The sequence below is a fragment of the Pseudonocardia sp. ZF1 genome, from assembly GCF_056835605.1.
In genome coordinates this window covers 5,372,725-5,384,726 of record NZ_JAJNBY010000001.1, presented here as the reverse complement: position 1 = coordinate 5,384,726, position 12,002 = coordinate 5,372,725, and the positions used below count along the sequence as shown (strand labels likewise).

The following is a 12,002-nucleotide window of genomic DNA, read 5'->3' as shown; positions in this document are numbered from 1 at the left end:
AACGACGAACCACGAGCTGATGCTCCGCCCGCCCGGAGCCGCGTGCAGCGCGGCGACCCGATCGGGTGGGGCGGGACCCGATCCAGGAGGGACGACCCCCATGCCAGCCAGCACCCGGCGCGCCGCCGTCATCGGCGGCAACCGCATCCCGTTCGCGCGGGCCAACGGTGCCTACGCCTCCGCCTCGAACCTCGACATGCTCACCACGACGCTCGACGGTCTGGTGGCCCGCTTCGGGCTGGCCGGCGAGCGCCTGGGTGAGGTCGTGGCCGGCGCCGTGCTCAAGCACTCCCGCGACTTCAACCTGACCCGCGAGGCGGTCCTCGGCTCCCGGCTGAACCCCGCCACCGCGGCCTACGACGTGCAGCAGGCCTGCGGGACCGGGCTGGAGGCGACGATCGCCGTCGCCAACAAGATCGCGCTCGGCCAGATCGACTCCGGCGTGGCCGGTGGTGTCGACACCGCGTCGGACGCGCCGATCGCGCTGAACGACGACCTGCGCCGCGTGCTGGTGAAGCTCAACGCCGCGCGGACGACGGTGGACCGGCTGAAGCTCGTCGGGCAGCTGCGCCCCGGCCAGATCGTCCCGGACATCCCGGAGAACTCCGAGCCGCGCACCGGCCTGTCGATGGGCGAGCACGCCGCGCGCACCGCGCTGGAGTGGGGCATCGGCCGCACCGAGCAGGACGAGCTGACCGCGCGCAGCCACCACAACCTGGCCGCCGCCTACGACCGCGGCTTCTTCGACGACCTCGTCACGCCCTACCTGAAGCTGACCCGCGACAACAACCTGCGCGCGGACTCCTCGGTGGAGAAACTCGCGAAGCTCAAGCCGGTCTTCGGGAAGGGCCCGGACGCCACGATGACGGCGGGCAACTCGACCCCGCTGACCGACGGCGCCGCGCTCGTCCTGCTCGGCTCCGACGAGTGGGCCGCCGAGCACAAGCTGCCGGTGCTGGCCCACGTCGTCGACGCCGAGACCTCGGCCGTGGACTACGTGCACGGCCCGGACGGGCTGCTGACCGCGCCGGTGTTCGCCGTCCCGCGGATGCTCGAGCGCAACGGTCTGTCCCTGCAGGACTTCGACCTGTACGAGATCCACGAGGCGTTCGCCTCGGTCGTGCTCGTGCAGCGCAAGGCCTGGGAGGACCCGCGCTTCTGCAAGGAGCGCCTGGGCCTCGACGCGCCGCTGGGCGCCGTCGACGACGCGAAGCTCAACGTCGCGGGCTCCTCGCTCGCCGCGGGGCACCCGTTCGCCGCGACCGGCGGGCGGATCGTCGCCACCCTGGCCAAGCTCCTGCGGGAGAAGGCCGACACGGAGAAGAAGGACCAGCGCGGCCTGATCTCGATCTGCGCCGCAGGCGGCCAGGGCGTCGTCGCGATCCTGGAGGCGAAGAAGGCATGAGCGACCTGCTCGCGACCCTGTCCAACACCGGCATCGCCAAGCAGCTGGGGCTGCCCACGGTGCCGACGCTGCGCCGGCACCGCCCCGGGGACCCGCTGCTGGCCGGCCCGGTGCTCGTCGCGTCGGTCGGCGGGTCGCGCTTCGCCGAGGCCGTCACCGCGTTCGTCGAGGAGCAGGGTGTCCCCGCGCTCACGGCGGTCGGCGAGGACCGGCTGCACGGCGTCGTCGTCGACCTGTCGGGAGCGCGGACCCTGGCCGACCTCGCCGCCGCCCAGCAGATCCTCACCCCCGCGGTGAAGCGGCTCGGGCCCTCGGGCCGGGTGCTGCTGATCGGCGCCGAGCCCGCCGAGGCGTCCGGGGCCGAGGCGGCCGCCGTCGCCCAGTCGCTCGACGGCCTGGTCCGCTCGATCGGCAAGGAGCTGCGGTTCGGCGCGACGGCGAACCTGCTCGTCGTGACCTCCGACGTGACCCCCGCGGCGATCGACTCGTCGGTCCGGTTCTTCCTGTCGGCCCGCTCCGCCTACGTCGACGGCCAGGTCGCGCACGTCGCCGCCCCGGTCGGGACCCCGCGGGAGCCGGCCGAGGTCGACGACCCGCGCGCCGAGGATCAGCCGCTCGCCGGGCGCATCGCGGTGGTCACCGGGGCGGCACGGGGCATCGGCGCAGCCATCGCCGACACCCTCGCCCGCGACGGCGCGACGATCGTCGCCGTCGACATCCCGGCGGCCGGCGAGGGCCTGGCCCGCACCGCGAACCGCACCGGCGGCACCGCGCTGCAGCTGGACATCACCGCGTCGGACGCGGCGGACCGGCTGCTCTCGCACCTCGCCGACCGGCACGACGGCGTCGACATCGTGGTGCACAACGCGGGCATCACCCGCGACAAGCTGCTCGCGAACATGACCGAGGACCGGTGGAACTCGGTGCTCGCGGTCAACCTGGGCGCCCAGCTGACGATCAACGAGGCGCTGCTGGCGAAGGGCTCCCCGCTGCACGAGGCCGGCCGCGTGGTCTGCGTGTCGTCCCAGTCGGGCATCGCGGGCAACCGCGGCCAGACCAACTACGCCGCCTCGAAGGCCGGTGTGATCGGGATGGTCCGCGCGCTCGCCCCGCGGTTCGCCGAGCGTGGTGCGACGATCAACGCCGTCGCGCCCGGGTTCATCGAGACCGACATGACCGCGACGATGCCCGTCGCCACCCGCGAGGGCGGCCGCCGGATCAACTCGCTCAAGCAGGGCGGGCTGCCGGTCGACGTCGCCGAGGCCATCGGCTGGTTCGGCCGCGCCGAGTCCGGCGGGCTCAACGGGCAGGTCGTGCGCGTCTGCGGCCAGTCGATGCTGGGGGCCTGATGACCGTGGCCGAGGACCGGAAGGTCACCGAGCTGCCCGGCCCGCCGTCGCTGGGGCAGTACTACGCCTCCGCGGCCGCCCGGGCGGCGCTGCCCGGCGCCTCCGGCCGGTCGCTCCCCGCGACCGAGCTGGTCCGCCGCGGCGTCACCGTCGAGCAGGGGCACCTCGCCGACTACGCCCGGGTCTGCGGGTTCCGGGTCGGCAACGCCCTGCCGGTGACCTACCCGCACATGCTCACCTTCGGGCTGCAGGTCGTGCTGATGGCCGGCCGGTCGTTCCCGCTGCCGCTGCCCGGACTGGTGCACATCGCCAACCGGATCACCGTGCACCGGGCGATCACCCCGACCGAGACGCTCGACGTCCGGGTGTGGGCCGAGCGGTTCACCCGCCACCCCAAGGGCGCGCAGGTGGATCTGATCGGCGAGGTCTCCGCGGGCGGCGAGACCGTCTGGGAGGGCCGCAGCACCTACCTGGCCCGCGGGGCGACGGCCCCGGACGGCCCGGTGGGCGGCGACGGCACGGCCGACATCGCCGAGCCGCCGGTGCCCACCGGTCCGGCGAACGCGCTGTGGCGGGTCCCGGGCGACATCGGGCGCCGCTACGCGGCCGTCTCCGGCGACGTGAACCCGATCCACCTGCACCCGCTCACCGCGAAGGCGATGGGCTTCGCGCGGGCGATCGCGCACGGCATGTGGACCGCGGCGCACGCCGCCGCGGCGCTGGAGGGCCGGGTCCCCGACGCCTGCACCTACGAGGTCGTGTTCCGCAAGCCGGTGCTGCTCCCGGCGAAGGTCGAGCTCGTGACCGAGCAGACCGCAGGCGGGGCGTGGGGACTGGCCCTGCGCAGCGCCGAGGACGCGCACAAGCTCCACCTGGTCGGCCGCATCGGCGGGTAGGCCCGACGCATGGACGAGGAACGACCCCGACCGGGTGGGCAGGTCTGCTCACCCGGTCGGGTGATTCTGGATCGGTCCACAGGCCGGTACAGCAACGTTTTCCCGATGACGGACGTCTTCCTCTGTGTCCATCATTCGTCATCCGACATCCGTGAGGAGGCCATGCGATGAACGAGGACATCTCGATCGAGACCGACGAGCAGCACGACGACGAGTCCCACATCGTCCGCGGACTCGACTAGGTCGGGCGGAGGAGCTCGTCCCGGCGCGGTGGAACCCACCGGCGTCCGCGGACCGGCACGGGTTCGCGCAGACCCTCGATCAGGAGCTGCGCCACCCGCCCACCCGGATAGTGTCGGGCCCATGCTGGTCGAGCGCATGCGCCCGTTCACCTCGACGATCTTCACCGAGATCTCCCGCCTCGCGGTCGAGACCGGTGCGATCAACCTCGGCCAGGGCTTCCCGGACACCGACGGTCCGGCCTCCCTGCTCGCCGACGCCGCCGCCAACATCACCGAGCGCGGCCTGAACCAGTACCCGCCCGGCCCGGGTGTACCCGCGCTGCGCGAGGCCGTCGCCGCGCACCAGCAGCGCTGGTACGGCCTCGACGTCGACCCGGCCGACGTCGTCGTCACCACGGGGGCGACCGAGGCGATCGCCGCGACCCTGCTCGGGCTCTGCGGACCCGGCGACGAGGTCGTCGCCTTCGAGCCCGCCTACGACTCCTACGCCGCCGCCGTCGCGCTGGCCGGCGCCACGCTGCGGACCGTGCCGCTGCTCCCGCCCGACTTCGGCTTCGACGACGACGCGCTGGCCGGCGCGTTCTCCGACCGCACCCGGGTGGTGCTGGTCAACACCCCGCACAACCCGACCGGCGCCGTGCTCACCCGCGACCAGCTGACCCGGGTCGGGGAGCTCGCCGTCGCGCACGACGCCGTCGTCGTCACCGACGAGGTGTACGAGCACATGGTCTTCGACGACGCCCGGCACGTGCCGATGGCGTCGCTGCCCGGACTCGCCGACCGCACCCTCACGATCTCCTCGGCGGGCAAGACGTTCTCGGTGACCGGCTGGAAGGTCGGCTGGGTGCACGGCCCGCCGGAGCTCGTCGCCGCGCCGCGGGCGGTCAAGCAGTTCCTCACCTTCCACGGCGGCGCCCCGCTGCAGCCCGCCGTCGCGCACGCGCTGGCCTTGGGCGACGACTTCTACACCGGCCTCACCGCGGACCTGGCCCGCAAGCGGGACCTGCTGTCAGCAGGGCTGCGGGCGGCCGGGTTCGACGTGCTCACCCCGCGCGGGACGTACTTCGTGGTCGCCGACCCGCGCCCCCTCGGGTTCGACGACGGCGTCGACCTGGCCTGGAAGCTGCCCGGGCTGTGCGGGGTCGCCGCCGTCCCGGTGTCGGTGTTCTGCCCGTCGCCCGAGGCGGCGCGGGCGTACCGGCCGTTCGTGCGGTTCGCGTTCTGCAAGCGCGACGACGTGCTGGAGAAGGCGGCCGCGCGGCTCGCGGGGCTGCGGGCGTGACCGCGGTGCCGGGCCCGGGCGCGAGCCGGGTGCCGGTCGTCGTCGGCGCCGACCGGGAGCGGCTGCGAGACCCGCTGGAGGTCACCGGCCCGCCCGCGCCGCCCGCTTGACGCTGACGACCAGCAGCGCCGACATCGCCCCCCCACACCACGATCGACTGCACCGACAGGATCGGCAGCGCCACCACCGGGGCCAGCGTGTAGGCCAGGGTGATCCGCAGCGCCGCCTCCAGCGCCATCACCAGCGCCGCGACGCCCGTCGCGCGGCGCAGCGTCCGCCGGAACACCGGGTTGGCCGCCCACTGGCGCTCCATCAGCTCCGGCAGGTCGGGGCGCCGGGCACTGCCGAAGAACCGGCACACGTGGAACACCAGCGGTCGGCGCCCGACCACCAACGACCCGGCGAGCAGCAGCCCGAACGCGACGCTCTGGATCGCGTCGCGGGCCACGGCGAAGCGGGCGTCGCCGCTGAGCAGCGACGTCGCCAGCCCGGCGGCGATGGTGACCAGCACGATCATCCCGACCGGGTTGAGCCTGCGGTGCCGCACCGCCTGCACCAGCACGTTCAGCGCGGGCGGCAGCGCGGACCAGGCCAGCGCCACGACGTCGGACATGCCCTGCCCGGTCAGCACGACGTAGACGAGGTAGGGCAGCGCCGCGTCCACCAGCAGCGAGCCCACGGTCTGCCGCAGCACGGCGCCGCGGCCCGCGGGGGCGGTGGCCGACGGGGTGGCCGTCGGTGTGGTGGTCGGGGTCATCGGTGCCTCCGGAGTACGGCGGATCGGTCCCGACGACGGTCCCGCGCGCGGACCCCCTCCCGGATCCACCCGGAGACCGACCCCGGGTGGAGATCGGCTCTCCACCCACCGGTCCCGATCTCCGGCGGCCCAGCTCACTCGATCGGCCTAGACTCCGGCCCATGGATGCGCAGCGACCCGCGACGCGGCCGGGCCGTCAGGTCGTCGGGCTGCCGGTACGGGCCCTGCTCGCCCTCGTCGTGGCGTCGGCGAACGTCATCGGCGCGGCCGTGGTGCTGGTCATCGCGGCCTTCGTGCTGCCGCGCGAGCAGCTGCTCGACGCCGTCGAGATCCGGCTGGTCAACCTCGTCGTGCTCGGGATCTACCTGCTCGTCGCCGTCCCGGTCGGGATCTGGTTCGGCCGCCGGAAGCTGACCCTGCGCCGCTCCTCGCGGGATCCGCAGGCCGACGAGCGAGCGCTGGTCCTGCGGGCGCCCGCCCGCATCTCGTCGATGGTCGCGCTGCTGTGGATGGTGGCCGCGATCCTGTTCTGCTTCCTGAACCTGCGCTACTCCGGCCGGCTGGGCTTCTCGGTCACCGCCACCGTGCTGATCGGCGGCGTGACCACGTCGTCGCTGTCCTACCTGCTGGTCGAGCGGATGCTGCGCCGTGCCGCGGCCCGGGTGCTGTCCGGACGGCCGCCGAAGCGGCGTCGCCTGGTCACCGGGGTCATGCTGCGCTCGGTCGGGTTCTGGGCGCTCGGCACCGCGGTCCCGATCTCCGGGATCATGCTGGCCGGGCTCGTCGCGCTGGTGTTCGGCGACTCCTCGCCCACCCAGCTCGCGGTCACCATGCTCGCGCTGGGCGGCACCGCGATCGGGGTCGGGCTGATCACGACGCTCGGGGCCGCCCGCGCCATCGCCGACCCCGTGCTGGCCGTGCGCCGTGCGCTGGCCCGGGTGCAGGACGGTGATCTCGACGTGAGCCTGCCCGTCTACGACAACACCGAGCTCGGCCAGCTCCAGGCCGGGACGAACAGCATGGTCGAGGGCCTGCGCGAGCGGGAGCGGATCCGCGACCTGTTCGGCCGCCACGTCGGTCGCGACGTCGCCGAGGCGGCCTCGGCGCGCGGCGACGGCATCCGGCTCGGCGGCGAGGTGCGCCCGGTCGCCGTGCTGTTCGTCGACCTCGTCGGCTCGACGGCGATGGCCGCCCGCCGCCCGCCCGAGGAGGTCGTGGCGGTGCTGAACCGCTTCTTCGGGGTGGTCGTCGAGTGCGTCGAGCAGGCCGGCGGGTGGATCAACAAGTTCGAGGGCGACGCCGCGCTCGCGGTCTTCGGTGCCCCGCTCGACCTCGACGACGCCCCCGGCGCCGCGCTGAGCGCCGCCCGCTGCCTGGGCGCCCGCCTGGCCGAGGAGATGCCCGAGGCCGAGGCCGGGATCGGCGTGTCCGCGGGCGACGCCGTGGCCGGCAACATCGGGGACCCGCGCCGCTACGAGTACACCGTGATCGGCGACCCGGTGAACGAGGCCGCCCGGCTCACCGAGCTGGCGAAGTCCGTGCCGGGGATGGTCGTCGCGTCCGCGCGGGCCGTCGACGCCGCCGGTGCGGAGGCCGCGCGGTGGCGGGCCGGGGAGTCGGTGACGCTACGCGGACGGGACGAGCCGACCGGCGTCTGCGTGCCCGCCGAGCACGCCCAGGACACCGCCGCGCCCGTCGGATCCGGGGAGAACAGTCGTACGTGACTGTCGGGGTGTCCTCGGGCAGGATGCCGCCATGGGCAACGGCGCTACCGGGTTCAGTGAGCAGACCGCCGCGGCGATCCAGCGGGCGCGACGGCACTCGCTCGGGGACCTCCTGCACCGCACGGCCGTCCGGTACCCGGGCAAGACCGCGGTCGTCGACGGCGACACCCGCTGGACGTTCGCCGAGTTCGACGCGGCGGTGAACCGGTGCGCCGCCGCCCTGGCGGAGCAGGGGCTGGCCAAGGGCGACCGGCTCGCGCTGCTCTCGCACAACTGCCGCCAGTTCGCGGTGCTCGTCTACGCCACCGCGCGGCTCGGAGTCGTGCTCGTGCCGATCAACTTCATGCTGAACGCCGAGGAGATCGCGTTCATCCTCGACGACTCCGGGGCGACGGCGTTCGTCGTCGAGGACGCGCTGGCCGCCACCGGGGAGAAGGCGCTCGCGCAGTCGTCGGAGCCGGCGTCGGTCCGGGCCCGGATCGGGCTGTCCGGGCAGGCGCCGGCCGGCGACTGGGCCGACCTGGACGCCTGGATCGACGGCGACGGCGACCCCGGCGAGCCCGACGTGCACGTCGCCGACGACGACCCGCTGCGCCTCATGTACACCTCCGGCACCGAGTCGCGGCCCAAGGGCGTCATGCTGCCGAGCCGGTCGCTGATCACCCAGTACGTGTCGTGCGTCGTCGACGGCGGGATGACCCACGACGACGTCGAGCTGCACTCGCTGCCGCTCTACCACTGCGCGCAGCTGGACTGCTTCCTGTCCGTCGACGTCTACCTGGGCGCGACCAGCATCATCCTCCCGTCGCCGGACCCGGCCCGGCTGTTGGAGACCATCGAGCGGGAGAAGGTCACCAAGCTCTTCTGCCCGCCGACGGTGTGGATCTCGCTGCTGCGCCACCCGGACTTCGACACCCGGGACCTGTCGAGCCTGCGCAAGGGCTACTACGGCGCCGCGGCCATGCCGGTCGAGGTGCTGCAGGAGCTGTCCCGGCGACTGCCCGACGTGCGGCTGTGGAACTTCTACGGCCAGACCGAGACCTCGCCGCTGGCGACCCTGCTGGGTCCGGACGAGCAGCTCAGCCACGCCGGGTCGGCCGGGCGGGCGTCGCTGAACGTCGAGACCCGGGTCGTCGACGACGCCGGGAACGAGGTCCCGCCGGGTGAGGTCGGCGAGATCGTGCACCGCAGCCCGCACGTGACGCTGGGGTACTACGAGAACGAGGAGAAGACCGCCGAGGCGTTCGCCGGGGGCTGGTTCCACTCCGGCGACCTGGGCGTGATGACGGCCGACGGGTACCTGTCCGTCGTCGACCGCAAGAAGGACATGATCAAGACCGGTGGGGAGAACGTGGCCTCCCGCGAGGTGGAGGAGGCGCTCTACCTGCTCGACGGGGTCGCCGAGGTCGCCGTGTTCGGCGTCAGCCACCCGCACTGGATCGAGGCCGTCACCGCGGTCGTCGTCCCGAAGCAGGGGGTGACGCTGACCCGCGAGCAGGTCGACGCGCACGCGAAGGACAAGCTCGCCGGCTACAAGCGGCCCAAGTACGTCGTGTTCGCCGACGCCCTCCCCAAGAACCCCAGCGGCAAGATCCTCAAGCGGGAGCTGCGCACCGAGCACGGCGACATCGCCGCCCGGGAGGGCTGAGCCCGCCCCGGGCGTCAGCAGCCCGGCCGGACCACGAACTCGGCCTCCACCTCGGCCCGGACGGTGATGTCGTCCGGGGCGAGCAGCGTCCCGAGCCCGCCGTCGGCGGACTCGGCGCCCCAGCTGCCGGGCGCGCCGACGGCCCGCGCGCTCATCGCGACCGCCCGGCCGCCGAGCATCCCGGTGTCGGCGACCGAGCGCGGGGCGACGGTGCCCAGGTCCAGGGCGTCGGCGTAGTCCTGGGCGCGTTCGACGGCCTGGCGCAGCGCGTCCTGCCGGGACGCGCGCTCGATCTCGCGGCGGTGGTCGCGGGCCAGGTCCCAGGTGATCCCCTGGATCTGCGCACCGGTGAACCGGTCCACACCGGACAGCCACGCGCCGAGCCGGGCGACGTCGTCGAACTCCACCGACACCGACACCGACGCGTGGTGCACCGGCGGCTGCGGGCGCCCCTCGAAGGAGGGCTGTTCGACCCAGCTGCGGGCCTGGTCGACGACGTAGCGCCGGACCGGCCCGGCGTCGGGGTCGTGCAGGCCGCGCACGTCGGCGACGAGCGCCGCGGTGCCGCGCTCGACCTCCGCCCGCACCGGGGCGGCCTCGGGGCCCTGCGCCTGGACGACGACGAGCGCGGTGCCGCGCTCGGCGGGCACCTGCCGCTCGTGCTCGCCCCGCACCCTGATCACGACGTCGCTCATGCCAGCTTCTCCCACAGGAATCCGTAGGCCAGTGCGGCCATCCTGGCGGCCTGCGCGTTGTCCGCGGCGCCGCCGTGCCCGCCCTCGATGTTCTCGTAGTAGGTCACGTCGTGGCCGGCGGCCTCCAGCGCGGCGGTGAACTTGCGGGCGTGGCCGGGGTGCACCCGGTCGTCGCGGGTGGAGGTCAGCAGGATCGTCGGCGGGTAGTCGGCCGCGTCGTCGATCAGGTGGTACGGCGAGAACGTCCGGATGAACTCCCAGTCGTCGGTGTCCGGGTCGCCGTACTCGGCCATCCAGGAGGCACCGGCGAGCAGGTGGCTGTAGCGCTTCATGTCCAGCAGCGGCACCTGGATGACCACCGCGCCGAACAGCTCCGGGTAGCGGACCAGCATGTTCCCGGCCATCAGGCCGCCGTTGCTGCCGCCCTGCACGGCGAGGTGAGCCCGCGAGGTGACGCCGCGGTCGATCAGGTCCCGGGCGACGGCGGCCATGTCCTCGTAGGCCCGCGGCCGCTTCTCGCGCAGCGCCGCCCGGTGCCAGCGCGGCCCGTACTCGCCGCCGCCGCGCAGGTTCGCGACCGCGTACACCCCGCCGCGCTCCAGCCAGGACCGGCCCGTGCCACCGGAGTAGCCGGGGGTCATGGGGATCTCGAAGCCGCCGTAGCCGTAGAGCAGGGTGGGGGCGGAGCCGTCGAAGGGCAGGTCGTCGCGCCGGACCAGGAAGTACGGGACCCGGGTGCCGTCGTCGCTGGTCACGAAGTGCTGCTCGATGACGTGGCGGGACGCGTCGAAGAACGCGGGCGCGCTGCGCAGCGGACGGGGCTGTTCGCCGACCGTCGCGATCGACAGCGTCGACGGGGTCAGGTAGTCGGTGACGATCAGCCAGACGTCGTCGCTCTCGTCGACGTCGACCGCGGCGACGGTGACGCTGCCGAACTCCGGTGCCCCGGTGAACGGCGCGCGGGTCCAGCCCTGCTCGCCCGGGGTGAGCACGACGAGCCGGTCGACGACGTGTTCCAGCACGTCGAGCACGAGGTGGTGGCGGGTCCAGGCGTACCCGGCGAGCGAGGAGGAGTCGGTGGGCTCGAACAGCACCTCCCACGAGGGGGTGCCGGCCAGGACGTCGTCGAAACGGGCGGCGAGCAGGGAGCCCGCGGTGAACGAGCCCCAGTCCTCGCGCAGCTCGACGGTGCACCACTCGCGGTGCACGTCGGTCATCGCGGAGTCCGGGACGTCGATCTTGGTGAGGGTCCCGTCCCCGCCGATGAGGTACAGCTCGTCGGCGTAGAAGGCCAGCGCCCGGCGCAGGAAGTCCCGCTCGAAGCCGGGGGTGTGGTCACGGAACGCCGAGATGCTGAGGTCGGTCTCCTCGCCGGCGTAGACCAGCTCGGCGGACTCCAGGGCCTCGCCGCGGCGCAGCCGCCGCACCGTGCGCGGGTAGCCCGACGTGGTCATGGTGCCCGGGCCGAGGTCGGTGGACAGGTAGACGGTGTCCCGGTCGATCCAGCTCATCCCGCCCTTCGCCTCGGGCCGGGAGAATCCGCCGTCGACGAAGCTGCGGGTCGGGAGGTCGAACTCGCGCGTGACGTCGGCGTCGGCGCCACCGCGGGACAGGTCGACCAGCGCGCGGTCGAGGTCCGGGCGCAGGAACCGGGCACCGTGCCAGACCCAGTTCTCGCCCTCGGCGGCGTTGAGCGCGTCGACGTCGAGCAGCACCTCCCACTCGGTGTCGGCGCTGCGGTAGGACTCCGGCGTGGTGCGCCGCCACAGGCCGCGCGGGTGCTGCTCGTCGGTCCAGAAGTTGTAGTAGTGCCCGCCGCGGGCGGTGACGAACGGGATCCGGTCGCGGGAGTCGAGGACCTCGCGGATCCCCGACTCCAGCTCGGCGAACAGCGGGGTGCCGGTCAGCCGCGCCTCGGTGCGGGCGTTGCGCTGCGACACCCATTCCAGGGCCTCGGTGCCGGTGACGTCCTCGAGCCAGGCGTGCGGGTCGTTCGTCATGACC

General features: G+C 73.8%; 8 protein-coding genes and 1 pseudogene. 6 read left to right on the top strand and 3 right to left on the bottom strand.

All coding sequences use genetic code 11. The features are described 5' to 3' along the window. Nucleotides 1-100 precede the first annotated feature (100 nt). The 4 genes from ZF1_RS25870 to ZF1_RS25855 all read left to right on the top strand — a co-directional run bounded on the left by ZF1_RS25870 (nucleotide 101) and on the right by ZF1_RS25855 (nucleotide 5,174). Nucleotides 101-1,405 carry an acetyl-CoA C-acetyltransferase gene (locus tag ZF1_RS25870; RefSeq protein ID WP_350589421.1) on the top strand — a complete coding sequence of 435 codons (1,305 nt, stop codon included), beginning with the start codon at nucleotides 101-103 and terminating at the stop codon, nucleotides 1,403-1,405. Further along, nucleotides 1,402-2,754 carry a 3-oxoacyl-ACP reductase gene (locus ZF1_RS25865; RefSeq protein WP_482638537.1) on the top strand — a complete coding sequence of 451 codons (1,353 nt, stop codon included), beginning with the start codon at nucleotides 1,402-1,404 and terminating at the stop codon, nucleotides 2,752-2,754. The genes ZF1_RS25870 and ZF1_RS25865 overlap by 4 nt, the downstream gene beginning before the upstream one ends. Beyond that, entirely contained in the window at nucleotides 2,754-3,650 is an 897-nt protein-coding gene (locus tag ZF1_RS25860; RefSeq protein WP_482638536.1) for a MaoC family dehydratase, read from the top strand. The genes ZF1_RS25865 and ZF1_RS25860 overlap by 1 nt, the downstream gene beginning before the upstream one ends. A 363-nt stretch (nucleotides 3,651-4,013) precedes the next feature. Next, nucleotides 4,014-5,174 carry a pyridoxal phosphate-dependent aminotransferase gene (locus ZF1_RS25855; RefSeq protein ID WP_482638535.1) on the top strand — a complete coding sequence of 387 codons (1,161 nt, stop codon included), beginning with the start codon at nucleotides 4,014-4,016 and terminating at the stop codon, nucleotides 5,172-5,174. A gap of 211 nt (nucleotides 5,175-5,385) precedes the next feature. Here ZF1_RS25855 and ZF1_RS25850 read toward each other — a convergent pair. Further along, nucleotides 5,386-5,931: pseudogene (locus ZF1_RS25850) on the bottom strand (VC0807 family protein); the annotation flags it as partial. Nucleotides 5,932-6,092: 161 nt separating this feature from the next. Here ZF1_RS25850 and ZF1_RS25845 point away from each other — a divergent pair. Then, complete coding sequence (locus ZF1_RS25845; protein WP_482638534.1) at nucleotides 6,093-7,655, top strand: adenylate/guanylate cyclase domain-containing protein; 1,563 nt, start codon at nucleotides 6,093-6,095, stop codon at nucleotides 7,653-7,655. Between the two features lie 31 nt (nucleotides 7,656-7,686). Then, nucleotides 7,687-9,303, top strand: coding sequence for an acyl-CoA synthetase (locus tag ZF1_RS25840; RefSeq protein WP_482638533.1), 1,617 nt, complete (start codon nucleotides 7,687-7,689; stop codon nucleotides 9,301-9,303). A 14-nt stretch (nucleotides 9,304-9,317) separates the two neighbouring features. On the opposite strand, the gene ZF1_RS25835 is transcribed toward ZF1_RS25840, so the two are convergent. Then, entirely contained in the window at nucleotides 9,318-9,998 is a 681-nt protein-coding gene (locus ZF1_RS25835) for an SIMPL domain-containing protein (protein WP_476653024.1), read from the bottom strand. Then, a complete protein-coding gene (locus ZF1_RS25830) occupies nucleotides 9,995-11,998 on the bottom strand; it encodes a prolyl oligopeptidase family serine peptidase (protein ID WP_482638532.1) in 2,004 nt (667 codons plus the stop codon). Before ZF1_RS25830 ends, ZF1_RS25835 begins: the two co-directional genes overlap by 4 nt. Between the last annotated feature and the right edge of the window lie 4 nt (nucleotides 11,999-12,002).

Excerpts from the sequence above, each read along its gene's own strand:
- ZF1_RS25855 (WP_482638535.1), top strand. The coding sequence starts at position 4,014 with ATGCTGGTCGAGCGCATGCGCCCGTTCACCTCGACGATCTTCACCGAG.
- ZF1_RS25865 (WP_482638537.1), top strand. The coding sequence starts at position 1,402 with ATGAGCGACCTGCTCGCGACCCTGTCCAACACCGGCATCGCCAAGCAG.
- ZF1_RS25860 (WP_482638536.1), top strand. The coding sequence starts at position 2,754 with ATGACCGTGGCCGAGGACCGGAAGGTCACCGAGCTGCCCGGCCCGCCG.
- ZF1_RS25830 (WP_482638532.1), bottom strand. The coding sequence starts at position 11,998 with ATGACGAACGACCCGCACGCCTGGCTCGAGGACGTCACCGGCACCGAG.
- ZF1_RS25840 (WP_482638533.1), top strand. The coding sequence starts at position 7,687 with ATGGGCAACGGCGCTACCGGGTTCAGTGAGCAGACCGCCGCGGCGATC.
- ZF1_RS25870 (WP_350589421.1), top strand. The coding sequence starts at position 101 with ATGCCAGCCAGCACCCGGCGCGCCGCCGTCATCGGCGGCAACCGCATC.
- ZF1_RS25835 (WP_476653024.1), bottom strand. The coding sequence starts at position 9,998 with ATGAGCGACGTCGTGATCAGGGTGCGGGGCGAGCACGAGCGGCAGGTG.
- ZF1_RS25845 (WP_482638534.1), top strand. The coding sequence starts at position 6,093 with ATGGATGCGCAGCGACCCGCGACGCGGCCGGGCCGTCAGGTCGTCGGG.